This is a genomic window from Bradyrhizobium sp. CCGUVB23, assembly GCF_024199885.1.
Classification (GTDB): domain Bacteria; phylum Pseudomonadota; class Alphaproteobacteria; order Rhizobiales; family Xanthobacteraceae; genus Bradyrhizobium.
In genome coordinates this window covers 2,011,913-2,037,004 of record NZ_JANADQ010000001.1, presented here as the reverse complement: position 1 = coordinate 2,037,004, position 25,092 = coordinate 2,011,913, and the positions used below count along the sequence as shown (strand labels likewise).

Sequence of the window (25,092 nt, the reverse complement as noted above, 5' to 3'; positions counted from 1 at the left end):
GACTGGCGGCTATCGCACCGGCTAACGCCGAGGGCGGCTAAGATGTTCAGGAAGCTTCTTATGCCTGCGCTACTCCTCGCGGTAGGGTTCGGACAAGGTCCCGCGCATGGCCGCGATGAAGGCCAGTATGTGAACTCGCCCATGAAGGCGTGGTTCGAGAGCCTGCGCAGCAAGAATGGCGAACAATGCTGCGCCGAAGCCGACGGCAGGTTTATCGCCGACGTCGATTCGGAGAGCAAGGACGGACATTACCGCGTGCGGATCGAGGGTGAATGGGTCGACGTTCCCGAAGATCGCCTGATCACCGCACCCAACCTGGTCGGGCGTACAATGGTTTGGCCCATGTATATGGACGGTCATCCGATCATCCGCTGCTTCATGCCGGGAAGCATGACCTGAGGGAGAGATTTGTGCTGATACCTCGAGGTTTTGCAGGCGTCCATCCCGCGCAATTGTGGAATGACGGAGAAGCGTATCGTGAAACAAAAACAGGGAGGACATCCATTGCTGACAAATCCCCGATCTGAAAAAAATCGAGAACCCACGTCGGACACGTGTTCTGGCGACGTGTGTTTGTTCTGTTGTGGCTCTGATCGGCGCTAGCGGTGTCACGATGGGCACAAGCGGGATCATGCTTCCTGAGACGATCGGACGGTACGAATGCAACGTGTTCGGTTTGCCTGACCAGGACCAAATAGGCGACCGGAGCGGGCATGCCCTGGTCAGCCAGCAATACACGTGCCTTGGAACTTACGGTATGTTGATGGGCGCGGTGTATAGCGCGATGGTCATCGGCGAAGCCGACGGCCCTCAGACATCCGACTTTTTCGGTGGGGGGATCCACTGAACCAGCGGCGGATTAGCGGTGACGCAACTCGTCGAATCGAGGGCACCGTCGTGATGAAAGACGGTATTCCTTCCGGCATCGCGACATCTGGACGAGCGCTCGTCAAATTCGCCTCCGGCAGCCTGATCGCAGTATCGGGAAAGACCCTCATTTTTAGCACCAAATCGACCGGCCCAAACAGGTTTGACCTGGAGTTCACGGACTGAGTGCAGTAACGCAGCGATCCACGAGCGTTATGGGAGAGAGACGATGATCGCTCTGATGAATCTGCCCTGCAAGCCCACATGCAAGATCCGTCCAAACCGCCACGTTGACCTAGTACTTCTGCACAGTGATTATGACTCTTTGGAAGGGTTTGGGTAGGCGCGGCCCATTTTGGCGCGGGCCTTTTGTGTTGTGAACATCCATTTAATGCGGGAGCGAGCGGCATTTCGCTGGCGTTCCCAAGCGGAGATTTCGCGGCGCAGTCGCTTGGGGTTGTCGATCCTGCGGTCGAGGCACTGTCCCCGCAGGACGCCGATCTCGATCTCAACCATATTGAGCCAGCTCGCGTGCTTTGGGGTGTAGTGGAACTCGATCCGCCGCAGGATGCGCCGTGCTTCGGCGGGCGGGAAGGTCTGATACAGGGCTCCGGCTGAGTGGGTCGACAAATTATCCTGCACGACGCGGACGAGCTCGGCATCGGGATAATGGATGTCGACGAGGTCGCGCATGCATCGGGCATAGTCTTTTGCCGTTCGGCGCTCGGTGAGCTTGACCTTCCGCCAGGGGCGATGCACGTCGAGGAGAACGAACAGATTGACCGTCCCATTGCGACGGTATTCGTAGTCGTAACGTTCGAGCCGGCCGGGCCTTGGCGGAATTGGCTGACGGACCTCGCCGATGAGCTGCACGGGGCTTTCGTCGAAGATTCCATGGGGAGTGGATAGCGACTAGGTCTGAGGCCAGACTGAGGTTGCTGAATCCATTCAACCTGGAGAACGACGATGTTGCTCGATCATCATTTCGACGGACCGGCCGCTATCCGCACGCAGTTTGGCGCAATTTTTGTGTCGTTGGAACTGAGCCGTTCGACTTGGCTGGTTACCTCGCTGTCGCCCGGCAAGGGCGAGAAGATGTCCAAACACAGCGTGAAGGCCGGCGATATTGCGAAACTCTTGAAGTTGTTCGCAGAGCTAAAGCGCAAGGCGCAGGCGCGAACGGGTGAGAGCTATCCGATCATCACGATCCAGGAGGCGGGGCTGGATGGGTTCTGGCTTCATCGCAGTCTGCAGCAGGAGGGCATCGAGAGCCACGTGGTGGATCCGGCCTCGATCGCGACTTCGCGCCGGCGCAGGCGGGCCAAGACGGACAGGCTGGATGGCGAGACGCTGCTGCGGGCGCTTTTGGCCTACAAGCGCGGCGAGCCGCGAGTCTGCGCGATGGTCGTTGCTCCCTCTCCGGAAGAAGAGGACCGCCGCCGGATTTGCCGTGAGCGGCGGACATTGATCGCTGAGCGGATCGAGCATGTGAACCGGATCAAAGGCCTTCTGTTCGCGCAAGGGATATCTGATTACGCGCCGTTGCGGCGCGACCGGCGGGCGCGCCTTGAGGCCCTGCGTACGGGGGACGGTCGCGCACTGCTGCCGCATCTCAAAGCGCAGGTCAGTCGCGAACTCGATCGGCTCGAACTGCTGCTCGACCAGATCAAGGCAGTGGAGGCCGCGCAGGATGCTCTCCTGGTCGAGGCGGGAAAGCCAGCGGGCGAGAAGAAGGGCGCAGCGGACCCGGTCACAATGCTGCTCGCCTTGAAGGGAATGGGCGCCAACTTCGCCGGGGTTCTCTGGTCGGAGGCCTTCTACCGCCACTTCGCCAACCGTCGTCAGGTTGCTGCCTATGCCGGTCTTGCGGCCACGCCATGGCGGAGTGGCGGTATCGAACGCGAGCAGGGCGTGTCGAAGGCCGGCAATCCGCGGCTGCGCACAACCATGGTCCAGCTCGCTTGGCTCTGGGTGCGCCACCAGGGACAATCGGCTCTGGCGCAGTGGTTCAAGGCGCACAGCCAGCGCGGCCGCAAGCGTGCGATCGTGGCGCTGGCGCGCAAGCTGCTCGTGGCTCTGTGGAAATACGTGACCGCTGGCGTCGTGATTGAGGGAGCCGTGATGAAGTCCGTCGCCTAACACAAGCGCTTTCCCCCGCACACTCAAAACCAATCTGCCGAGGTTCGATCAGCCTCGGCCGATCCGGGTGGACGAACCGATGGTGTGCATGGCTTCAAAAAGCCGCGTCGAAGAATGGTCTCGTCCTCTCGAGCCTGCCCGCCGCAAGCGGAATGTTGGTGCAGTTGCCTCGCGCGACGACCGAATGTGAGTTTGATCTGGCAAGTAAACCAGATTGCCAAAACCGGGCTCGACCTTGGATCGCCATCGAAAAAAGGAGCTATCTGGCCTGCCTACGCCCGACCACATCAGCCTGATGGCGTGCTCGATCAAGTCAAGGCCAAGCCGCTGCGCGGCGGCCCTACGGGCCCGGCCTTGACTTGATCTGCGCGCCCCATCTCCAAAGCTCCAAGGTCGGGACGAAGAGCTGGCCTGCAATCGAACAAAGAGCTGACCAACCACCTTGACACACTCAATCCCGTGCCTCGGCATAGAGATCGAGCACGTCCTCCATTCGGGCGACGTACTCACCATCGACCTGCGGAATGCACCACATGTCCTTGCGCCAGGGTTTGAGGTCATTCTCCGCCAGACGTCGCCGGACCGTCTCGCGCGACAGGCTTTTGTGCTCGGTGAGCTTGACGAGTGCACCCGCCAGCAGATCGAGCGTCCAGCGGGTACGCCCCCTTGGAGGGGCCGCACAGGCGGTCGCCACCAGCAGAGCTTCTTCCTTGCCCGTGAGCTTGCGTTCCGCCCCGGGCCGCAGCTCCTCGCTCAGCGCCCGTTCCAGATTGCCTTCAACGAAGCGGCGCTTGGTCCGGTACACGGTCGAGCCGCCCACGCCGACGCTCCTGGCGATCTCCTCGTCACCGGCCCCGGCATCGGCAGCCAGCAAAATCTGGGCGCGTTTGAGCTTGCGGGCCGCATGCTTGCCGCCGGTGAGCAGCGCCTTGAGTTCGCCGCGCTCGACTTGGCTGAGTTCGATCCGATAGCGTACATTCATGCCTGCCTCCCTGAGAGGCACGCACGAACAACTGAATCGGATGGCCGGCGTGAGTCCTTCGGCAAAAACCTTCACGCCCAAACAGGGTCAATACCTCTCCTTCATCCACCTCTATACGAGGCTGCATCGAAGGCCTCCGGCAGAAGCTGACATGCAGGAATATTTCCGCGTCAGCCCGCCTTCGGTTCATCAAATGGTACGATCGCTCGAGACAGCAGGCCTTATCAAAAGGTTGCCAAGGACGGCTCGCAGTATCGAACTCCTCGTCGATCCCAAAACTCTGCCGGAGTTAATCTGACTGCCCGAACCCAACCAGTCAAAATCACTGTGAAGAGCCACTAGCCGTATCCTCAGAGGCGGAGCGCGTTTCGAGCATTTTCGTGCTGATTCCTGATTGCGTCGTCCACTGGCAGTCTCGCTGTGGTGTGAGACGCCTTTTGTAGATACTCAATCGTTTCTCCAATGAGCGACATCGAGAGGCAATTGGTGTCCTTTACAAAAGTGTGCCGGCCAATCCCGGTGGGCACCACTAAGTTGAGCGCGCCATTTCTGTGTTTCTTTGTGGCGTCAAACGCGCCCTCGACCAGTGATCCGTCCAGTTTTGCATGATAGATCGGCAGCCCCGCGTTAGTGAGCAGGTGAACAATGCGCAGCGCCTCCCGCTCTGTTATCAACGACAATCGCGACGCCAGAATTGCGCTAAACGCAATGTCAATTGCGACGGCGAAACCGTGATGCAGTTGGTAACCTGTCGCTGCTTCCAATGGATGGCTTAAGGTGTGACCAAAGTCGACCGCACGCTCCAATGTTACCGTCTCAAAAGGGTTCTCGCTGAGCTGAGTAAGCATTCCCGAAATCGACCGCCTCAGAACCTTCTTTGCGACAGCCTCTGGCTCTTGAAATCGCGTTCGCGTCAGATCGGTGACCGTCGCCTCAACATCCTCGAACAACGCACTATCACAAACGCACGCAAGCTTCACGATCTCGGCGATGCCCTGGAGGATGCCATCTTCGCTGAGGGTTCTAAGGAACGTCGGAATGACAGCGACCGCTTTCGGCGGGTAAAAGCAACCGATGTAGCTCTTGAGGACGCCAAAGTTGACACCGCCCTTGAGTCCGATGCCCGCGTCCACCTGCCCGATTAGGGTGGTCGGAATCCGCACATGAGATATACCCCGTCGCAGAAGAGACGCGGCGAGACCAACGATGTCGGAGCACACGCCGCCGCCGATCGAAACAAGAACACCGCGGCGATCGATATCCGCTTCTTGGGCCTGACGACAGACAGCCATGACAGCATCAATAGATTTTGTTATTTCTGTGCATGCCAGCACGAACACACGCGGCTCGACGTCTAGCACCGACCAACAAGCGCTGAGCTGTTGCGAATAAAGGCGATAAACGGTTGGCGTCATAACGACGAGGATACGATGGTCGTTCAGATGAGTCTTGATCCATCGCGTGAAAGAGGCTGAAGTGACATCCTCAAACAGGTCGACTCCAAAGCGCCAAGAGCGGCTCGCTCCAAGCGATAGTTCAAGCTCCGGCGCAGCGACGTCGGGATGTTCAGTCGGCGAAACGGCCAGCGAAGGTTTCATGTCGATCTCCTAGTAGTCCTCTAACTTGACGAGTCTTTCGGTCAGTCGCCCGAGAAATGAGCATTGTCACCAAGGGTCCTCCGATGGTGGTGCGCTCCGACAGCTGCGAGCGAAGGTGCCTTGGATGCTCCTTGAGGTGGATGTGCCGCGTGATCCGGCAAGTGCCGTCGTTCAGACAATCGGCTGTGGATCTGACAAGTTCCCGCGTGCAACCGGCACGCTTCAGTGACTGCAAGGATTGAGTTCGCGCGGATTCCTTGCATGGCTTCGAATACCGCCGCGAACAGGTTGACACGATGTGAGTGTTTTCCGACTTTGATGAAGGGCTTGGCACCAGCGCCAAGCACACTTCCTGGCGCTTGTTTGTCGACACGCAGAATGGAAAGGCAGAATGGAGAGAAGGTGTCAGCCATCACTGTCGGACCTATTGTGGGACAGCAGCCGGATGCAACCCGACGGCCCCACAGCTTGCATGGTACAACGACAGGAGATCGCAGATGTTGGAGATCATTGATACCGATCTCCAAGTCGCTTAAAATAGACTCCGTCCAATCAAGCCGCTCCTCGTCCAATCAAGCCGCTCCTCAACGACACGCAGGCGCAACCGAAGTATTTGGGTCGGCGGCTGGGCATACGCTCTGCGACAGAACGACCAAGCGCTACGTCGTGCATAAATCCTGCTTCAGTTGATCAGCTCTCGAGAGGTTCAGCACCTGCAAGTTTTGGTAGGCGGAGCCCCAAAGTGGCAAGCGAACCCGATCGCGATGGACGCGCGCCATGGAAAGTTGCCCCCTCGGCATCATGAGGAATTGCCCCCTCCTAGGATAGCCGAGGAGAGAGCGAATGAACGAGGAACGGATCACGGAAGGCTCGTCGTGGAGTGATCCGCGGGGCAGGTGATGAAGACGCCGGATGTCGTGGCGGAGAAGTTGCGCCAGAGGGCGTGCGGGTGGGGTCTGAAGCGGATTGCGCGCCAGCTGTGCTGCAGTCATCACACGGTGAAGGACTACGTGGCGGCGGGCGGGGTGAAGGCGTTCAAGTCGCCTGAGCGCCCGGTCGCAGGGCTGCCGAAAGCCGCCAGATCCCCCGCGAATAGCTTCGAGTAGATACGAGCTCAGATATGTCCTCATCTGGGACCCCCGCGGGGCACTAACGTTGCCGCCAGTGCTGGAAGGACGCGGCAAACATTTGAGAAGAGATAAATTCTCGAAGTTCGCCACGCCCGGCGCGGCATGGGGTGGCCGAGCTCATTATCTAGCGGTGGCTATCTGATCGGCACCGCTGGGACGGTGGTTGTTGGTTGTGACGACCTCGTTCATTCGGCTGGTAGCGGCTCGACCGTACTCCGCTGCAGACGTTGAGGCGTCCGCCCCGGACATCACATGGGGCGCCTTGCGACCTCGGAAAGGATCATGAGCCCAGCGACGGCATCAGGCCCAATGACGCCAAACGGCTACCGGGGCGGCATCACGTCACCACCCGCGCTCGCCCTGTCTACGCAATATGGCGGGCTTCGACAGGTCGAGCGCTACCACCGTCAAGAAAAAAGGAGAGATCACTTGACATCAGTTCCGCAATTAAAGGGCCGAATGACATGGATTCCGGCCGCCGATGTCGTCGCCTTCGTCAAGCAGACGATGGATGCCGAGATCAGGATCCATCACATGCCAGAACTGGCGTCGTGGACCGTGGAGGCACGTCAGCTCGCATGGATGGCGGCGGTACGTCGGAATGTGGCACCGACCGCTGGCACGCCGGCGAGTTGCTCGCCGACGCGCTCAACAGCAGGGTGCCGCAGATCTTCGACACCATCAAGGAGGAGATGAGCGAGCGGCGCGTGCTCAATGTCGTCGAGACCGAGGCCGCGAAAGCAAAGCTGCAAAAGATCAAGGACGCCTTCCAGCGCTGGATCTGGTCCGATCCGGATCGCACCGATCGCCTGGCCAGGGTCTATAACGATCGCTTCAACAACATCGCGCCAAGAGCCTTCGACGGCTCCCACCTGAAGCTTCCGGGTGCCTCTGGCGCCTTTGTTCCTTATGGGCACCAGAAGCGCGGTATCTGGCGCATTGTCTCGGCCGGATCGACGCATCTCGCCCATGCGGTCGGAGCCGGCAAGACCATGAAGATGAAACAAACCCGAACTCGATAACCGTAACACGATTCCGAGGGTTGCGGTCACTTCAAAACCGAACCGCCGTTACGGCGACGATTTTGCCCTCGGCTTGACATCCCGGTAGTATGACATATTCAACACTAAGATAAAGCGATGCGGTTTGAGAAGGTCGTCATGCCTGACCCTGATCTTTTCCCAAAGACATTTGATCGCTGCAATTTGTTCGAACTGCCTCTCGAGCGAGAGTGCGCCCACTGCGGGGAAGGGGATGTACTTTCCCGTCGCATTGCTGTACCGGGCAATTTTGCAGGCTCGTGCAATTTTGTTGATTACGCAGAAGTCCCTCCCGGCTCGTCCATTGGACGGCATCGGCATAAGCCGAATGAGGAGGAGTTCTATCTCGTTCTTGATGGGCATGGTGAAATGTGGAGAGACGGCGATGTCTTTCCTGTCCGCGCTGGCGATCTGATCCGCAACAGCCCAGGCGGAGCGCACGGTCTGAGGAACGTTGGTTCAAAAACCATCCGTCTGTTTGTGTTCGAGCTGGCAGTAGCGCCATGATCTCGCAAGAAGATCGAACGGCGCTTGTGGCCGACGCGCAGGGAGCGGATTTATGCCTTTTGGCGCTCGCGCGGACATAAAGGCTGAAGTACGCCATGACAGGCTTTGCTTCTAGGTGAAATGGGCCTAGCTGTCCGGGTTAACGTATTGATCGTGACATTAGCCGGTGGATACGGAGCTAACACGACGCGGTCAGCCCTGACATCTTGGGACGCGAGCAGACGGCGCAGGAGAAAAGGGATGGTTGAAGCGTCCGGCGCAGGTTGTCAGGAAGAAAGTGCGCCAGCTCCGGCACACATCGCCCGTGCATTCTGACAATGTGTCCGCTCATGAATCAAGTTGCGTGGGAAATCTGAGGCGGCCCAGTCGGTCAACGCATCGCCTCCGCAATATTCTGACTCAGAGCTCGACGGAGCTTGAATCGCACGTTACGTCAAGTTGTAGATCGCACCATAGGTGATACCGACCTAGGAAGGTGGCGATTTATGACGTTCTCACAATGCATGTGGGGAAAGGAGGGTGTTGCTCTCCTCTTCATTTTACTTTCCATCTTCTTTGCTAGCTTTGGGTTCGCCTATGCCGCGCTAGAATCACGGTTTCGGCGACGTGACCAGTACAGACTGGACGTGCTTGATGCGCCCCCCAGTGTCGGCTCTCCAGACGCCTGCGACCGCGAGAGCCGATAAGGGCAGGGATGATTTCCGAGTAGCGGAAGGTTCTCTTATCGTTCAATGGCTCATGCAGTGGAGAGCGGGATGCATACATCGAATCCGCAGCTGCTCATGAGAATAACGAGCCGCAGCTCCCGCACGCATGTATTTGAGGGCTCTCCCGCGTCCGCGTGGGCAAACGCACGAGGCAGCGTGTACACCGAGATGATGTTGTACGAGGTAGCAGCCACGAGGGGGCAACTTCGAAAATCCAAACAACTAGAGGCTGTTAGGGACTGATTAACCATAGAGGTTGAGGTTTGCGGGATGTCGATTCCCCGCGAGCCTTATCCTTCTGACGTTTCCGATGACGAGTGGGCGCTTGTTGCGCCCTATCTGACACTTTTGCCCGAGGGCGCCTCGCAGCGGACGCACGCGCTTCGCGAGGTTTTCAACGGCCTGCGCTACATCGTGAAGACCGGCGCGCCCTGGCGCTGGATGCCGAACGATTTGCCACCGTGGGAGATCGTTTATCAACAGGCGCAGCGGTGGTTGCGCGCGGGTTGTTTTGAGGCCCTGGCCGAGGATCTGCGCGTCATCCTGCGCCTTGCGGCTGGACGACCTGCGCAGCCGACCGCCGCCATCATCGACAGTCGAACTCTGCGCTCGACACCCGAGAGTGGCGCCCGCGGCGCCTACGACGGAGCCAAACGCAAGAAAGGTTCGAAGCTACATCTGGCCGTCGATACGCTCGGCCATCTTCTGGCGCTACATGTCACGCCCGCCAACAGCGACGATCGCGCCGAGATTGGCCGGATCGCCAAGGCGATTCAGGCAGAGACTGGCCAGAGCGTTGAAGTCGCCTTCGTTGACCAAGGCTACACAGGCGACAAGCCTGCAACGGCGGCTGCAGAACACGGCATTGCCCTCGAGGTCATCAAGCTGTCGGAGGCCAAACGAGGCTTCGTGCTGCTCCCAAGGCGATGGGTCGTCGAACGATCCTTCGCGTGGGCCACACGCTTCCGAAGACTTGTCAAAGACTACGAGCGATGTGCTCAGACCCTCGCCGACCTTCACCTCATCGCCTTCGCATGCATCATGCTCAAAAACGTCGCTAAACTCGCTGCTGGTTCATAACAGCCTCTAGCCGCTCCTAGTTACTTTCCGGCGCAAAATTGATGTTTTGGAGAGAGTGGCCGAGGGCGTCCGGCAACGCAAAAGTCGCCGGAGGTGACCGGCGGAGTGTTGCAGAGTCAGATGGCGAGGCTGTCTATGGGGCGGTCCGCTTTTCCATTGCACGGCCGATATTGACGATGTTGTCGGCGACGACACCGAGGCCGACCCAACGCTTCATGCCGGCCTCGCCTTTGTAGCGGCAACGGTTAAGCCCATGTCGCCGCTTGGCTACGCTGATGCGGCCCTCGCATCCGGTCCGCCATTTTTGGCCGTTACGGAACCAGCGCTTTTTCTGCTCGCACCTGCGTTCAATGCTCTTGGTTGAGCGGTTGGGGATGCAGACGCGTCTGACGCCTTTCGCTTTCGCGGCTGCCTCATTCTTTGCGGAGTAAAAGGCGGCGTCTGCCGCCACGAGGCGTGGCGCACGTCCGAGCATCGTTTGATGCGTTTCGATGGCTGCAATCAGCAGCTCCGAATCGTGCGGTCGCTGAGCGTAGACTTCATAGTCGATCACGATCTGGTTTTCGGCCTCCTGTAGTTTCACCATCTTGCCGAACTCGTTGGGCTTGCCCGCTTTGCCCTTGCGAATGACTTCTGTCGATGGCTCGAACAGGCTGAGGATCTTGCCTTCAGAGCGCGTATCACCACGGAAGATGCGCGCTCTGGTCTGCTTCATCACCTGCTTGATGAGCGGCACCATCGCATCGAGTTCCTGACGCAGGCCCTCCAGCATCAGCTGCTTGCGGGCGCTCGAGGCGCGCTTCACTCGTTCGGCGATCTCCTTGGAGAACCGCTTCGCCTGTCCCACCACCCGGCTGGTCGAACTGAGCAGTTTGCCATACGCCCGCGTGAGCTTCTCCCGGCTCTGCTTGGCTTTGGAGCGCGCCGCGCGCGCGATGTCCAGCACCCGCAGCCTCACGGTCCGGCTACGGTCGGACAGCGCGGCTCCGACCTCGCCAGCGATCGTTGTGATCTTCTTCATGGTGCGGATCAGCACCCGAACACCGTCTCCCAACAAGCTCGAGTCGGTCGGATAGTGGATGTTGGTCTCCACCACCGTTGTATCCACGCGCATTCTGCGCCCTTCCGTCACCCCCTTGTCTCGTGCGAGCTTTACCAGCCTTTCGTGAATCTGTTTGACCACGTCCGGCCCCACCGCCACGCCCCAGCGCCCCATGGTCTTGGCATCGGGCGTCTTGGCGGCGCCGACGCGGGTGAAGTCCCGGTACACCAGATTGGCGCGCACTTCGCGCTCCAGCACGCCATAGCTCCAGTTACGGATGTGCTTGAGAATCAACAAGCGGAGCACCACTTCGGCTGGAGCGCCCGGTCGGCCGCGGCTGCGACTCTTGGGATGCCGCTTCGCCAACGCTTCGTACACGGCAGCTACGATTTGTTCGTCCGCCAGCACTTGGTCGGCGTGTGTCATCCAGTCTTCACGAAGATCGCTCACTTCCTCAGTGATCAGTCCGTCGCCGAAGCTCAGCTGCGCCCGCCGCATCTTAATCACAGCTCTTGCCCCCGCGTGCTCGGCGCTTTGTCGCGGCTCTCTCCGGACGCAGCAAATCGTGATTGAGCTCGCAGATCGTCTCGATCGCCTCCTTCAGCTTCTGATAATTGTCGAGCCAGCGGCGAACCTCGGGAACCCGTTCGCGGCGCACACTGATTTGCCGGGTTCGTCCACCGGCGTAGCTCACCGTCAGCACGAAGACCTGGTGCCCTTCGCCGCGCGCGCATTTCGGGCAATCTTTGGTATGTCGGACAGTACGCTCCAGCAGCGAGCCACGCAGAATCTCGCCGGTGACCGGCAATTTGCCGGCCAGCTTCTGGCGGGCCCGGAGAGCTTGCGCGCGTTTCATCCGCAAGAATGAATCAGCGGCAGCGACCAACGTCAACTGCAATTCCGTCCGACCTTGCAGTTTTCAGCCCACCGGCCGATTCTATTCAAAGGCTAACCAGACCAAATTTTGCGCCGGAAAGTAGTTAGTCCACTGTTCGTGAAGCTTACAAAGCGATTGGAGCACATTCGACGTGCATCGGGCGAAGCCGTCGTGCTGTTAAACAGAAACGTTCCAAGACGGTACTGCGCGATTCGCGTCGAATGTCCTGTTAAGCGGCGCCACCGGATTAATGGTCGCAAAAGCGAGAGCGTCAATGGCACGGCGCCTTTCTTGTAGCTTGTCGTTTTGTCGTGCAAACGCAAATTTGCGGAGCTTACCAACTGACGCTACGTCCGATTCAAGTTCTATCGAAGCGCTCGCGCAAATTTTGCTTTGCTGCTGTGGAGCAGGCTATGCGCCTCAGTTTTGCCACGCTAGTCGCTTCAGTCAGAGCAGCATCATCACGGACGTACTGGTGGTGCTAGAGGCGGGACCCGGCGCATTTTACACACGGCAAAGTGCGCTGGGCGCCTCGGTTGATCGCGAGCCGCAATGCGTCGAAGTCTGAATCGACAGCGCCGAAGTGCGTTGTCGGAGGACGGTTGGTGGGCTTTGACGTGTCGCCTCAAGCTGCAAACCAGCTGGAAAACCGATGGGGGCACCTGCACGAACATGGCCTTGTCAGCCCGCCTCGCCACCTGAGCCGACCTCAACGCCGCATTTAATTCGAGAGGCAACGAGCTTCTGCACCGAACCGACGAAGATGTCGGTCAGCTGACATCTGGCCGAGGGCATCGCGTCCTGCATTGCCGGCCTTGGTCCAATAATTGCTAATTCCCGGTCGTAGATGCCGAGGTTGCGCATCTAATCAAGTCCTAAAGGAGCTCGCTTGCCCCTTCATGAATCAAAAGGAGACAGCGTTGCTGGCCCGACCTCTGCGCCGGATCTCGCGCTCTGTCCGTTTCACGACGATAGGTCGCACGCGCAGGCTGGCGGAAGGAAGACGCTTGTATTAACCGGCGCTTCGCGCGGCATTGGCCACGCGACGGGCAAGTTGTTTTCGGAGGCTGGCTGGCGAGTCATCTCCTGTTCTCGACAACCCTTCGATAGCCGATGTCCCTGGGAGTCGGGAGTCAATAACCATGTGCAGGTTGAGTTGAGCGATCATCGCGCGTTACCGGGCGCGATTACCGAAATCAAGAAACGGCTCAATGGAGAGCCGCTTCACGCGCTGATCAACAATGCGGGCATCTCCCCAAAGGCGTCGGACGGAGGCCGACTGAATTCGCTAACAACATCCATCGGAACTTGGATGAGCGTATTTCACGTCAATTTGGTCGCGCCGATTCTGCTTTCCCAAGGTCTGTTCGAAGAGTTGAAAGTGGCATCTGGCTCGATCGTCAACGTCACCTCAATCGTTGGCACTCGTGTGCATCCTTTCGCCGGTACAGCCTATGCGACCTCCAAGGCGGCGCTTGCCTGTCTCACGCGCGAGATGGCGCATGATTACGCTCCGTTCGGGATTCGGGTCAACGCGATCGCGCCAGGCGAGATCAAGACCGACATCCTCTCGCCGGAAACCGAAGCGAAGCTAGCGCCGATCATACCGCTACATCGTGTCGGCACGCCCGATGAGGTTGCGAAGGTTATTTTCTTCCTCTGTTCAAGCGCTGCGAGCTACGTCACAGGTGCGGAAGTGCCGATCAATGGCGGACAGCACGTGTGATATTGGCGGACAGAGCAGACGCGAAAGTACTCTTAGTCGCGCTGGCTTAAGACGAGATATCGGCTTGTCCGTCGTGCATTGTCAGTTCGACGGTCGCAAACGGGACAAAAATGCCCGCATAGACGACAAAATGGCTGTCGCTAGTCCGACAGCGTAAGTAGAACTTCCCACGTGACCTACAGTGATTTGAAATTTGAAGCCGGACGAAGTGTGAGGCAGTCGGACGAGGCGCCGTTCATAGTGACAGCAGCTAGCTGCTGGTAGGCTTGGTGCAGCTGAACACGGGAAGAGCCCACGTCGCCTCTCTCGGGATCGCTGCAGATCGGCTACACGCTCAGGACATTGGTACCTTAATAATTCTGGCGGGCATCACGAATGCGAGGTGCCGTCTGGCTCGCGACGGCACACGACTCACGGATAGTGTCGGGCTATCCAATCTCTCGTGTGTGGCACGATGCTTGAAGGGGAAATGCCGAAGTCTAACGGCATCATTACTCGCAGGAGTTGCAATTCATGGCTTACAAGATCGTCGCCTCGCAATGCTCGGTTTGCGGTGCATGTGAGTTCGAGTGTCCGAACGGCGCGATCAGTCTAAAGCGCGACACATATGTGATTGATCCCAAAAAGTGCACAGAGTGCGAGGGGCACTGCGATACGCCGCAATGCGCGGTCGTTTGTCCGGTCGAGGGCACATGCGTCCCCGCCTGACGACGTCGAAGAGGATGTTGCCCCGACCGATAGAGTCGATCGAGAGATCGTCGGCGCATGCGCGCCGAATTGTCAAGCGGCGCGGCGAGCTTGCGGTAGCCTGCCGGTCAGTGTCATCGTCGCCAGCGATTAATAGATGATTGGCAGCTTAGCAGAGTGTGCGCGGCATCGCGCTCGACCAATCGCTATCACTTTGAGGCTCTGACAGCCTGAAAGGCTCTGTCGGAAGATCGCAGAAATCCATCACAGAGGGAACGAACTTGCCTGAATGCCTCCATGACCGCTGGAGGCCTATTGGACCATGACCGGGACAGCCCAGGCGTCGAGGACCCCAAGAGCCCGAATTTCAGGACATAATGCGCGCGGAGGTCGAAAGACATGGTCTCCTCCTTTCGACGAGTTCGATCGGAGCATCCCGAGGGCGGCCCGAGGTGGTGATGTTGGAGGTCTGCGGCGCAAAAGCTCGCGGTCGAAGCGGGCTTCAAACCGGTTACCTTGGCCAAACCGCCAAGGCAGAGCTGAAAAAGTAGATAAAAGTGTCATGCCGATTCGCGGAGGTCATCCGCGAGCTGGCGCAGGTGGACTGCAATTCGGCCATCCGAAGACGCATAACAAACGCCTAATCGAACGCGACACAAATGACATGGGATGGTTCGCCGGGAAGGTCCGGTACGCCCAAGGCTGCACTGACGGCACCGCAGACAGAACTGAACGAGATTGGATTGCTGATGACCCCGTGTGCGCCCTGTTCAAGCCCGGCCTGCACCACAGGATCGGATTTCCGTTCCGCTACGAGGAGGATCTTGGTGCTCGTGAACACTCTATTGAGTTCGTCCAGGACCGCCTCGCCTCGGTCCCGCAGGATGGCAATGCCGATCAGTACCACGGCGGGAGTCTTCGTGGACGACGACATAGCCTCATCCACCGTGGCAAAAGCATGTGTCTGATAGCGCTCGCGCAAGATGTAGTCGAGCGCGGAACGCACCACCTGCTCAGGTTCGATCAGGAAAATGGTCGGACGGTCTTCACTCGCTGAAACGTCGGTTTCGAACTGCATGGTACCCTCGGCTCGTTCATTGATGCGCCTCAAGCAAGCTCCGGACCGGATTACGATCAGCGATGAGCGGTAGGATAACTGCCGTTTTGGCTAGTCGGTAAGACGAGCGTTGCCTTGTTTCGGACGAGCGAGAGCGACGAAACGTCGAGCCTTGCCGATGTCGGACTTGCAACAAAGCCCATCTGGACCGGTATCTATCTCCACTTGCTTCGTTTTTCGTCCCGAACAGGCACTGGCACGCTCGTTGCAAAAGTCATTACCCGAGGGCGAGGCTGTCGAGCATCGTATTCGACTGCGCCGTGATGCGGCGAGCTGGACGATGGATCATGACAGAGCGCAGTAGGCAGATCGTCAATCGGTTGATGGAGAGCAACATGGCTTCACTGAGACAAATCGCGTTTTATGGCAAGGGTGGTATCGGCAAATCGACGACCTCGCAGAACACCCTCGCCGCACTCGCCGAGATGGGTCACAAGATCCTGATCGTCGGCTGCGACCCGAAGGCGGACTCGACCCGCCTGATCCTGCACGCCAAGGCACAGGACACAATCTTGAGTCTCGCGGCAAGCGCCGGCAGCGTCGAGGACCTCGAGCTCGAGGACGTCTTGAAGGTCGGCTACAAGGATATTCGCTGCGTCGAATCCGGTGGTCCGGAGCCGGGCGTCGGGTGCGCCGGCCGTGGCGTCATCACCTCGATCAACTTCCTGGAAGAGAACGGGGCCTACGAGGACATCGATTACGTGTCATACGACGTGCTCGGCGATGTCGTCTGCGGCGGCTTTGCAATGCCGATACGTGAGAATAAGGCGCAAGAGATCTATATCGTCATGTCCGGCGAGATGATGGCGATGTATGCCGCCAACAACATCTCCAAGGGCATTCTGAAGTATGCCAATTCGGGCGGCGTGCGGCTGGGCGGCTTGATCTGCAATGAGCGGCAGACCGACAAGGAACTGGAACTGGCGGAAGCGCTCGCCAAGAAGCTCGGCACCCAGCTGATCCACTTCGTGCCCCGCGACAATGTCGTCCAGCACGCCGAGCTGCGCCGCATGACGGTGCTGGAATATGCGCCGGACTCCAAGCAGGCAGACCACTATCGCAATCTTGCGACCAAAATCCACAACAATGGCGGCAAGGGCATCATCCCCACCCCGATCAGCATGGACGAGCTTGAGGACATGCTGATGGAGCACGGCATCATGAAGCCGATCGATGAAAGCCAGGTCGGTAAAACTGCTTCCGAGCTAGCCGCGCTGTCAGCGTAATCCAGCCCGCATATTCGGCGTCTTTCGAGAAAGCGTCGACGCCTAAAGCGCACAGGACAATTTGAAGGATATCCGTATGAGCCTCGCATCTACCCAGAGCGTTGCAGAGATCAAGGCCCGCAATAAGGAGCTGATTGACGAAGTTTTGAAGGTCTACCCGGAGAAGACCGCCAAGCGTCGTGCAAAGCACCTTAACGTGCACGAGGCTGGTAAGTCCGACTGCGGCGTCAAATCGAATCTCAAATCGATCCCGGGCGTAATGACTATTCGAGGTTGCGCCTATGCCGGCTCGAAAGGGGTGGTGTGGGGACCGATCAAGGACATCATCCACATCAGCCACGGCCCGGTCGGTTGCGGGCAGTACTCCTGGGGATCGCGGCGCAATTATTATGTCGGCACCACCGGCATCGATACCTTCGGAACCATGCAGTTCACCTCCGACTTCCAGGAAAAGGACATCGTCTTCGGCGGCGACAAGAAGCTCGCCAAGGTCATCGACGAGATCCAGGACCTGTTTCCGCTCAACCGCGGAATCAGCATCCAGTCGGAATGCCCGATCGGCCTGATCGGCGATGACATAGAGGCGGTGTCGAGGGTCAAATCAAAGGAATATGACGGCAAGACAATCGTTCCGGTGCGCTGCGAAGGCTTCCGCGGCGTATCGCAGTCGCTTGGTCACCACATCGCCAACGATGCCATCCGCGACTGGGTGTTCGACAAGATCACCTCGGAGACAGAACGGCGATTCGAACCAACGCCCTATGACGTTGCCATCATCGGCGACTACAACATCGGCGGCGACGCCTGGTCCTCTCGCATCCTCCTGGAGGAGATGGGCCTTCGGGTGATTGCGCAATGGTCGGGCGACGGCAGCCTTGCCGAGCTTGAGGCGACGCCAAAGGCGAAGCTGAACATCCTGCACTGCTACCGCTCCATGAACTACATCTCTCGCCACATGGAGGAGAAGTTTGGTATTCCGTGGTGCGAGTACAACTTCTTCGGCCCATCCAAAATCGCAGAGTCACTGCGCAAGATCGCGAGCTTCTTCGACGACAAGATCAAGGAGGGGGCCGAGCGCGTCATCGTGAAATACCAGCCGCTGATGGACGCCGTCATCGCGAAGTACCGACCGCGCCTGGAAGGCAAGTCCGTGATGCTCTTTGTGGGTGGCCTGCGCCCTCGGCACGTGATTGGCGCTTATGAAGACCTCGGTATGGAGGTCATCGGGACCGGCTACGAGTTCGGCCACAACGACGACTATCAGCGCACCGCCCAGCATTACGTCAAGGACGGCACATTGATTTATGACGACGTCACTGGCTACGAATTCGAGCGCTTCGTCGAGAAGATCCAGCCTGACCTCGTTGGTTCTGGCATCAAGGAGAAGTACGTGTTCCAGAAGATGGGCGTGCCGTTCCGGCAAATGCACTCCTGGGACTATTCGGGTCCTTATCATGGCTACGATGGGTTCGCGATCTTCGCCCGAGACATGGACATGGCAATCAATTCCCCGATCTGGAAGAAGACCAGGGCGCCGTGGAAGGACGCCCCACGTCCGAGCCTGATGGCGGCGGAATAGGCGAGCCGGGCCAAACGATCGAACACGAATCCAAAAAGGACGCCACGATGACCCAGAATGCCGAAAACGTGCTCGATCATTTCGAGCTGTTCCGAGGTCCGGAATACCAGCAGATGCTGGCCAACAAAAGAGCGCTCTTCGAGAATGCACATGACCCCGCGGAGGTTGCGCGTATCCGCGAATGGGCCAAAACCCCCGAATATCGCGAGAAGAACTTCGCGCGCGAGGAACTGACCATCAATCCGGCCAAGGCCTGCCAGCCGTTAGGTGCGGTGTTTGCTTCGGTCGGATTCGAGGGCACCTTGCCCTTCGTGCACGGCTCACAGGGCTGCGTCGCCTACTACCGAAGCCACCTGTCACGACACTTCAAGGAGCCGACCTCCTGTGTTTCCTCGTCGATGACCGAAGACGCAGCCGTATTCGGCGGCCTCAACAACATGATCGACGGGCTCGCCAACAGCTATAACATGTACAAACCGAAGATGATTTCGGTCTCAACCACGTGCATGGCGGAAGTGATCGGCGACGATCTCAACGCCTTCATCAAGACATCGAAGGAAAAGGGGTCGGTGCCGGCTAAGTTCGACGTTCCCTTTGCTCATACGCCTGCCTTCGTCGGTAGCCACGTCACCGGCTATGATAACGCCCTGAAAGGCATCATCGAGCATTTCTGGGACGGAAAAGCCGGGTCCGAACCCAAGCTTGAGCGCGAGCCGAGCGACAAGATCAACTTCATCGGCGGCTTCGACGGCTACACCGTAGGCAACATCCGCGAGATAAAGCGCATTTTCGAGTTGATGGGGATCAGATACACGATCCTTGCAGATAACAGTGACGTGTTCGACACACCCACTGACGGTGAGTTTCGCATGTATGATGGCGGCACGACGCTGAAAGACGTCGCGGATGCGATCCACGCCAAGGCGACCATCTCCATGCAGCAATATTGTACGGAGAAAACGCTACCGTTCATCGAGAGTCATGGCCAGCAAGTCGTTGCGTTCAACCATCCGGTCGGCGTCAGTGCGACCGACGACTTCCTGATGACGCTGTCGAGCATTACGGGCAAGGCAATCCCAAAGGTCCTGGAACAAGAGCGCGGCCGTCTGGTCGACGCCATGGCAGACTCCAGCGCACACATTCACGGTAAGAAGTTTGCAATCTATGGCGATCCCGACCTTTGCTATGGCTTGGCGACCTTCCTGCTCGAGCTAGGTGCCGAACCGACGCACGTCCTGTCAACCAACGGCAACAAGGCCTGGGAAGAGAAGATGCAGGCGCTCTTCGCCAGTTCGCAGTTCGGCAAAGACTGCCATGCCTATCCGGGTAAGGACCTCTGGCACATGCGCTCGCTGCTGTTCACCGAGCCGGTCGATTTTCTGATCGGCAACACCTATGGCAAGTACCTGGAGCGCGATACGGGCACGCCCCTGATCCGCATCGGCTTCCCGGTTTTCGATCGGCACCATCATCACCGCTATCCGGTTTGGGGTTATCAGGGGGGCATGAATGTTCTGGTGAAGATACTCGATAAGATTTTTGAGGAGATCGATAAGAACACCAACGTGGTCGGAAAAACGGACTACAGCTTCGACATCATCCGTTGATGTGGGCGTGTCTCCGCCTCATTGCGGCTTGTCGCCGCCGTGAGGTGGGGATGTGGGCGCCAGCCGGCCTATCGACCGTGCCCGAACCAGAAAACGTCCGCGGAAGGAGAAAACCTTGACTTCGCTATCGGCGACCATCCAAGGCGTCTTCAACGAGGCGAATTGCGTCGAGAACGCCAACAAATCGGCAGCTGCCCGCAAGAAAGGCTGCACCAAGCAACTGCAGCCTGGCGGAGCCGCCGGAGGTTGCGCCTTTGATGGCGCCAAGATCGCGCTGCAGCCGTTTACCGATGTCGCTCATCTGGTTCATGGCCCGATCGCGTGCGAAGGAAACTCCTGGGACAATCGCGGGTCTGCCTCCTCTGGCTCCGATCTCTGGCGCAGAAGCTTCACGACCGACATGCAAGAGATCGATGTCGTGTTCGGCGGCGAGAAGCGGCTATACAAAGCCATAAAGGAAATCATCCGGAAGTATGATCCCTCGGCGATCTTCGTCTACCAAACCTGCGTGCCGGCCATGATCGGCGACGATATCGATGCGGTCTGCAAGATCGCCAGAGCGAAATGCGGCAGGCCCGTCATTCCTGTCAACGCGCCGGGATTTGTCGGTTCGAAGAACCTTGGAAATAAGCTCGCCGGCGAAGCCCTGCTGCGATACGTGATCGGCACCCAAGAACCCGATTACACGACCCCCTACGACATCAATCTCATCGGCGAATACAACCTGTCCGGCGAATTCTGGCAGGTCAAGCCGCTGTTGGACGAACTCGGGATTCGCGTCCTGTCCTGCATCTCCGGCGATGGCAGATATCGCGACGTTGCTTGCTCACATCGGGCGCGCGCGGCAATGATGGTGTGCTCGAAGTCCCTGATCAATGTCGCGAGTAAGATGAAGGAGCGATACGGCATCCCATTCTTCGAAGGATCATTCTACGGTATCCAGGACTCCAGCGAGTCCTTGCGCGAGATTGCGCGGATGCTGATCGAGCGCGGCGCCCCGGCCGAGTTGATGGAACGCACCGAGCTCACAGTCGCACGCGAGGAAGCAAAGGCGAGGGCCGCGATCGAGTTCTTCAAGCCACGTTTTGCTGGCAAAAAGGTGCTGCTCGTCACCGGGGGCGTGAAATCGTGGTCGGTCGTTGCAGCTTTGCAGGAGGCCGGGCTAGAGATCGTCGGCACGTCTGTAAAAAAATCAACCATGAAGGACAAGGAGCGCATCCAAAAATTGATGGGCCATGATGCTCACATGATCGAGGATATGACGCCGCGTGAAATGTACAAGATGCTCAAAGAAGCAAAAGCCGACATCATGCTCTCGGGCGGCAAGTCGCAATTTGTCGCCCTGAAAACCGCCACTCCATGGCTCGATATCAATCAGGAGCGCTGCCACGCCTATATGGGCTATCTCGGCATCGTGAAGCTGATCGAAGAGATCGATAAGGCACTCTACAACCCAATATGGGATCAGCTCCGTAAGCCCGCGCCGTGGGATGATGCCGACGTGAGTTGGAAAGCCAAGTCGCTAGTACAGGCAGATGTGGCGACTGTCGATATTGATCCGAATCTGGGTCGCGTCGAAAAGGCCCGCTGCGCTAAAAGCGCCTTCCGTTGCCAAAATCTTGATCTCGGTGTCACCAAGGAGAGTGTGGTCGCTCTCGGCTCGACTACGGTCGATGACATCGCGCAGCACACCGAGGCCCCCGACGTCTGCGGCGCCAGCGAGCGGGCCATCGCGGACATGACTGCGGCCCAGCCCACGTCCACGCAGCAGGCGGCAGAGTAGGACGGCAAAGCAGGTTCCAAGCCATGGCTATCGTTACCAGTTCCAATAAGGCCTGCTTGAGCAATCCGCTCAAGATGAGCCAGCCAATCGGCGGCTCCTTTGCCTTCTTGGGGCTTCGGGGCGCAATGCCGCTCCTACACGGTTCTCAAGGCTGCACGTCCTTCGGCTTGACCCTGTTTGTCCGCCATTTCAAGGAGGCGGTGCCGCTGCAGACCACCGCGATGAGCGAGGTTGCCACGGTGCTCGGCGGCTACGAGAATGTCGAGCAGGCGATCCTCAATATCTACAACCGTACCAAGCCCGAAATTATCGGCATCAATTCGACCGGAGTCACCGAGACCAAGGGTGACGACGTCGAGGCGTTCATCCGCCTTATCCGGCAGAAGCATCCGCAGCTCGAAAAATTGCCGCTCGTCTACGTTTCGACGCCGGATTTCAAGGACGCGTTTCAGGATGGCTGGGACAAGACCGTGGCGCGCGTAATCGAGGTGCTTGTCGATCCTGTCGATGCGGCCGCACCGCGCGACCTCTCGCGCGTTAATGTCCTGCCTGGCTGCCACCTGACCCCCGGCGACCTTGACGAGCTGCGGACGATTTTTGAGGATTTTGGGCTGAGGCCGTCCTTCCTGCCGGATATCGCCGGTTCGCTCGACGGTCACATTCCCGATGAATTCACGCCGACCACGATCGGTGGGATCGGGGTCGACGAGATCGCGACCATGGGGCAGGCGGCTTGGACGATCGCGATCGGAGCGCAGATGAGGCGCGCGGCCGAGGCCATGCAAGCAAGGACGGGCGTGCCGTTTCGGCTGTTCGAGCGGCTCTGTGGCCTCGTCCCCAGCGATGTATTCATCGCATCTGTAAGCGAGATCAGCGGCAAACCAGTGCCCCCCAAATACCGCCGGCAACGTGGCCAGCTCGCGGACGCCATGCTGGATGCGCATTTCCATATTGGCGGCCGAAAGCTCGCCATTGGGGCCGAGCCGGACCTCTTGTTCGACATTTCCAGCATGCTCTATGAGATGGGCGCACAGCTGACCGCGGCAGTGACGACAACGGCCTCTCCGGTGCTCGAACGCGTCAGGATCGGAGAGGTCATCATCGGCGATCTTGAAGATCTGGAGGAGCTTGCCAAAACGCGCGAATGCGATCTCCTGATCTCCCATTCACACGGCCGCCAAGCGGCAGCACGGCTGAACATTCCATTCTACCGTGCCGGCTTTCCGATGTTCGATCGCCTTGGCGCAGGTCACCAGTTGACCGTCGGCTATCGCGGCACGCGCGAGCTGATCTTTGACCTTGCCAATCTCATCATTACCGACCGCGAGGACAACCGCCAGCCGACGCCGGACACCTGGCGCATCACCGACAACGGCCTGCATGTCGTTCCCCCGCGGCCCAATTGACGCGAAGAGAGGAATTACGCCGATGAAAGTCGCATTCGCCACCCAGGATCTGAAGCGCGTCGATGCCCATTTTGGCTGGGCCAAAAACATCGCCATCTATGACGTCAGGCCCGAGGGGCACAGCTTCGTCGAAGCCATCCAGTTTGACGGCGACCTCAAGGACGACGGCAACGAGGACAAGCTCGCGCCGAAGATCGAAGCTATCAAAGACTGCTCCATTCTCTATGTTGCGGCGATCGGCGGCTCAGGCGCCGCGCGCGTCGTCGCAAATAACATCCATCCCATGAAGGTGAACCAGCCTGAAGCGATCGACGATCTCTGTGTCAAGCTTGAAGCCGTATTGAAAGGCTCACCGCCACCCTGGTTGCGCAAGGTGCTTGCCAAGGGCCAGGAACGCTCGTTTGATTTCGAGGATTGAGGTAAACGACTATGACTGAGGCGGCTGAATTGATCCAACCCGGCCTTGCGGGAGAGGCGCCCTTTGTGAAGGAGCTCGTCAAAATCTGGCGCGCCGAGGACGGCCATGGCGCTTGGGAGGACAAGAAGGACCTAGAGCTGCTCGAGCCCTATATTCTCGACAGGGAGAAGCGCCGTACCTTGCCGATCGTCGGTGACCCCGATCCGGACACGATCTGGCGGCTTGAATTGTTCTTCAACGCTGTCGCCGTGTCCATTGAGAAGGCGACCGGCGTGATGGTCTCGCCGATGCTGAAAATGCACCATGAAGGCTTTGGCCGCATAGTACTGATCGGCGGTCGGCTCATTGTCGTAAACAAGCAGCTGCGCGACGTGCATCGTTTCGGATTTGACAACCTCTCAAAACTCGCCACGGAAGGTGACATGTATGTCGACCGCGGAATCGACATGATCCGCAGGTTCCCGGAAGTTGCGAACTACTGAGGTGACGAATGAGCGATCTTGAAACACTAAAAGCCGAGATCAAGAAGCTTTCCGCCAAAGCGACTCAGGCAAAGATGGATCTCCACGATTTCGCCGAAGAACTGCCGGTCAACTGGACCTCGATCCTGAGTGTGGCCCAGAAGGTCCACGACGCCTTCGACGAGCTCGAGCGCAAGCGCGAGGATCTCAAAGCGCAGGAAAAAGCAGACGGATGGTAACCATGTCATTCGCAACGCGCGACGGCCGCGACTGGAAGCCAGAGTATCTGGCTTCCATCGACCCAAAGAAGTGCATAGGCTGCGGCCGCTGTTACAAGGTGTGTGGCCGTGAGGTCATGATGCTGAAGGGCATCAACGAGGACGGCGAGACGATCGACCTCGAAGACGATGACGATGAGATCGAGAAGAAGATCATGGTGCTGAGCGATGACGGAGCGTGCATCGGCTGCGGCGCTTGTGCCCGGGTGTGCCCGACCAACTGCCAAACCCACGTTTCAGCTGCTTGAGTTTAGCCATCGGGAACAGAGCAGCGATAAACGTCTTTAGCGATCTTCTGCATGGGGCCAAGCCTGTATAACGTCAGAAGGCATTGATATGAGTGCGTGAGTGCTCCGCCTATGCCGCTGCAAGCTTTAAAAAATGTGTTGGCGCTGGCGCCTCTCGTCGTCATTGCCGCGCTTGTCCGCGAGAATTCGGTATGTCGCGAATACTTGATACCAGTTCGCCGAGATATGACGGTCAAATCGAAGCTAAAGCTGCCTCAACTCTTGCTACTCGATCCCCTGTTCGCGTGCCTTCATCATCGCGGCAATCCGAAACCGCTCCTGGATGGAGATGGGGTTGGCGAGCATATCCGCCTCGGCCTTTTTGAAGGCGGCGAGAACGATCTCGGCTTCCTCGCGCGTCAGCGGGACGCGGCCGGCCATGTGGGTAGCGTCCGGTACTGCGGCCAGGATTGCTCGGCGGTACGGATGATCCTTGACCTCGATGAGCTCGCCAGCTTCGAGCTTTCCGCCAAGCAGGATTGCCAGCCCTAGTACCTCGAGCTTGCGGCCGTCCTGAGTGGTCTTGACGAGCGTTGCCATTTCTATTC

The 25,092-nt window shown here is 58.6% G+C and carries 24 protein-coding genes and 3 pseudogenes; 19 read left to right on the top strand and 8 right to left on the bottom strand.

Annotated elements, in window-relative coordinates:
* Positions 1-60: 60 nt before the first annotated feature.
* Both NLN62_RS09505 and NLN62_RS09500 read left to right on the top strand, forming a co-directional pair.
* A complete protein-coding gene (locus tag NLN62_RS09505; RefSeq protein WP_254108525.1) occupies positions 61-399 on the top strand; it encodes a hypothetical protein in 339 nt (112 codons plus the stop codon).
* Between the two features lie 501 nt (positions 400-900).
* On the top strand, positions 901-1,053 hold the full coding sequence (locus NLN62_RS09500; protein WP_254108524.1) for a hypothetical protein: 153 nt from the start codon (positions 901-903) through the stop codon (positions 1,051-1,053).
* 129 nt (positions 1,054-1,182) lie between these two features.
* Here the strand turns inward: NLN62_RS09500 and NLN62_RS09495 are convergent.
* Positions 1,183-1,755: pseudogene (locus tag NLN62_RS09495) on the bottom strand (IS630 family transposase); the annotation flags it as partial.
* 78 nt (positions 1,756-1,833) lie between these two features.
* On the opposite strand from NLN62_RS09495, the gene NLN62_RS09490 reads away from it, so the two are divergent.
* Positions 1,834-3,006 (top strand): IS110 family transposase, encoded by a 1,173-nt coding sequence (locus NLN62_RS09490; protein WP_254108523.1) that lies wholly within the window; start codon positions 1,834-1,836, stop codon positions 3,004-3,006.
* Between the two features lie 454 nt (positions 3,007-3,460).
* Here NLN62_RS09490 and NLN62_RS09485 read toward each other — a convergent pair.
* Positions 3,461-3,988, bottom strand: a pseudogene (locus tag NLN62_RS09485) (IS630 family transposase); the annotation flags it as partial.
* On the opposite strand from NLN62_RS09485, the gene NLN62_RS09480 reads away from it, so the two are divergent.
* Positions 3,987-4,286 (top strand): LexA family protein, encoded by a 300-nt coding sequence (locus tag NLN62_RS09480; protein WP_371932943.1) that lies wholly within the window; start codon positions 3,987-3,989, stop codon positions 4,284-4,286. The pseudogene NLN62_RS09485 and the gene NLN62_RS09480 overlap by 2 nt on opposite strands.
* A gap of 52 nt (positions 4,287-4,338) precedes the next feature.
* On the opposite strand, the gene NLN62_RS09475 is transcribed toward NLN62_RS09480, so the two are convergent.
* The gene (locus NLN62_RS09475) at positions 4,339-5,586 is read right to left on the bottom strand and encodes a sedoheptulose 7-phosphate cyclase (protein ID WP_254108522.1); all 1,248 of its coding nucleotides are present in this window, start codon (positions 5,584-5,586) and stop codon (positions 4,339-4,341) included.
* A gap of 899 nt (positions 5,587-6,485) precedes the next feature.
* Between NLN62_RS09475 and NLN62_RS09470 the strand changes: the two genes are divergently transcribed.
* The 4 genes and pseudogenes from NLN62_RS09470 (at position 6,486) to NLN62_RS09455 (ending at position 10,050) form a co-directional block, all read left to right on the top strand.
* Entirely contained in the window at positions 6,486-6,692 is a 207-nt protein-coding gene (locus tag NLN62_RS09470; protein WP_254108521.1) for a hypothetical protein, read from the top strand.
* Between the two features lie 489 nt (positions 6,693-7,181).
* Positions 7,182-7,717 (top strand): annotated as a pseudogene (locus tag NLN62_RS09465) (lactate dehydrogenase); the annotation flags it as partial.
* Between the two features lie 138 nt (positions 7,718-7,855).
* Positions 7,856-8,263, top strand: a complete 408-nt coding sequence (locus NLN62_RS09460) for a cupin domain-containing protein (protein WP_254108520.1) — start codon at positions 7,856-7,858, stop codon at positions 8,261-8,263.
* A gap of 977 nt (positions 8,264-9,240) precedes the next feature.
* Positions 9,241-10,050 (top strand): IS5 family transposase, encoded by an 810-nt coding sequence (locus NLN62_RS09455; RefSeq protein WP_254108519.1) that lies wholly within the window; start codon positions 9,241-9,243, stop codon positions 10,048-10,050.
* Between the two features lie 133 nt (positions 10,051-10,183).
* On the opposite strand, the gene NLN62_RS09450 is transcribed toward NLN62_RS09455, so the two are convergent.
* The 3 genes from NLN62_RS09450 to NLN62_RS09440 all read right to left on the bottom strand — a co-directional run bounded on the left by NLN62_RS09450 (position 10,184) and on the right by NLN62_RS09440 (position 12,833).
* Positions 10,184-11,590, bottom strand: coding sequence for an ISNCY family transposase (locus NLN62_RS09450; RefSeq protein ID WP_254108288.1), 1,407 nt, complete (start codon positions 11,588-11,590; stop codon positions 10,184-10,186).
* 1 nt (position 11,591) lies between these two features.
* Positions 11,592-11,948: a DUF6788 family protein gene (locus NLN62_RS09445; RefSeq protein WP_371933107.1), complete on the bottom strand. Its 357-nt coding sequence runs from the start codon at positions 11,946-11,948 to the stop codon at positions 11,592-11,594.
* Positions 11,949-12,650: 702 nt separating this feature from the next.
* A complete protein-coding gene (locus tag NLN62_RS09440) occupies positions 12,651-12,833 on the bottom strand; it encodes a hypothetical protein (RefSeq protein ID WP_254108518.1) in 183 nt (60 codons plus the stop codon).
* A gap of 25 nt (positions 12,834-12,858) precedes the next feature.
* Between NLN62_RS09440 and NLN62_RS09435 the strand changes: the two genes are divergently transcribed.
* Entirely contained in the window at positions 12,859-13,695 is an 837-nt protein-coding gene (locus NLN62_RS09435) for an SDR family NAD(P)-dependent oxidoreductase (protein ID WP_254108517.1), read from the top strand.
* A gap of 513 nt (positions 13,696-14,208) precedes the next feature.
* Positions 14,209-14,403, top strand: coding sequence for a 4Fe-4S binding protein (locus tag NLN62_RS09430; protein ID WP_084801612.1), 195 nt, complete (start codon positions 14,209-14,211; stop codon positions 14,401-14,403).
* 619 nt (positions 14,404-15,022) lie between these two features.
* Here the strand turns inward: NLN62_RS09430 and NLN62_RS09425 are convergent.
* A complete protein-coding gene (locus tag NLN62_RS09425; protein WP_254108516.1) occupies positions 15,023-15,460 on the bottom strand; it encodes a response regulator in 438 nt (145 codons plus the stop codon).
* 374 nt (positions 15,461-15,834) lie between these two features.
* Here NLN62_RS09425 and nifH point away from each other — a divergent pair, with 374 nt between their 5' ends.
* From nifH to fdxB, 9 genes are all read left to right on the top strand, one after another.
* Positions 15,835-16,725 (top strand): nitrogenase iron protein, encoded by an 891-nt coding sequence (gene nifH, locus NLN62_RS09420; RefSeq protein WP_254108515.1) that lies wholly within the window; start codon positions 15,835-15,837, stop codon positions 16,723-16,725.
* Between the two features lie 76 nt (positions 16,726-16,801).
* A complete protein-coding gene (gene nifD, locus NLN62_RS09415; RefSeq protein ID WP_254108514.1) occupies positions 16,802-18,304 on the top strand; it encodes a nitrogenase molybdenum-iron protein alpha chain in 1,503 nt (500 codons plus the stop codon).
* A 47-nt stretch (positions 18,305-18,351) separates the two neighbouring features.
* The gene (nifK, locus tag NLN62_RS09410) at positions 18,352-19,911 is read left to right on the top strand and encodes a nitrogenase molybdenum-iron protein subunit beta (protein WP_254113407.1); all 1,560 of its coding nucleotides are present in this window, start codon (positions 18,352-18,354) and stop codon (positions 19,909-19,911) included.
* Positions 19,912-20,026: 115 nt separating this feature from the next.
* Positions 20,027-21,694 carry a nitrogenase iron-molybdenum cofactor biosynthesis protein NifE gene (gene nifE / locus NLN62_RS09405; RefSeq protein WP_254113406.1) on the top strand — a complete coding sequence of 556 codons (1,668 nt, stop codon included), beginning with the start codon at positions 20,027-20,029 and terminating at the stop codon, positions 21,692-21,694.
* A 23-nt stretch (positions 21,695-21,717) separates the two neighbouring features.
* On the top strand, positions 21,718-23,100 hold the full coding sequence (nifN, locus tag NLN62_RS09400) for a nitrogenase iron-molybdenum cofactor biosynthesis protein NifN (RefSeq protein WP_254108513.1): 1,383 nt from the start codon (positions 21,718-21,720) through the stop codon (positions 23,098-23,100).
* 22 nt (positions 23,101-23,122) lie between these two features.
* Complete coding sequence (gene nifX, locus NLN62_RS09395; RefSeq protein WP_254103486.1) at positions 23,123-23,518, top strand: nitrogen fixation protein NifX; 396 nt, start codon at positions 23,123-23,125, stop codon at positions 23,516-23,518.
* A gap of 11 nt (positions 23,519-23,529) precedes the next feature.
* The gene (locus NLN62_RS09390) at positions 23,530-24,000 is read left to right on the top strand and encodes a NifX-associated nitrogen fixation protein (RefSeq protein WP_254108512.1); all 471 of its coding nucleotides are present in this window, start codon (positions 23,530-23,532) and stop codon (positions 23,998-24,000) included.
* Between the two features lie 8 nt (positions 24,001-24,008).
* Positions 24,009-24,218: a CCE_0567 family metalloprotein gene (locus NLN62_RS09385; RefSeq protein WP_254108511.1), complete on the top strand. Its 210-nt coding sequence runs from the start codon at positions 24,009-24,011 to the stop codon at positions 24,216-24,218.
* 2 nt (positions 24,219-24,220) lie between these two features.
* Positions 24,221-24,505 carry a ferredoxin III, nif-specific gene (gene fdxB, locus NLN62_RS09380; protein ID WP_254108510.1) on the top strand — a complete coding sequence of 95 codons (285 nt, stop codon included), beginning with the start codon at positions 24,221-24,223 and terminating at the stop codon, positions 24,503-24,505.
* A gap of 264 nt (positions 24,506-24,769) precedes the next feature.
* On the opposite strand, the gene NLN62_RS09375 is transcribed toward fdxB, so the two are convergent.
* Positions 24,770-25,084 carry a hypothetical protein gene (locus NLN62_RS09375; protein ID WP_027527691.1) on the bottom strand — a complete coding sequence of 105 codons (315 nt, stop codon included), beginning with the start codon at positions 25,082-25,084 and terminating at the stop codon, positions 24,770-24,772.
* Positions 25,085-25,092 lie beyond the last annotated feature (8 nt).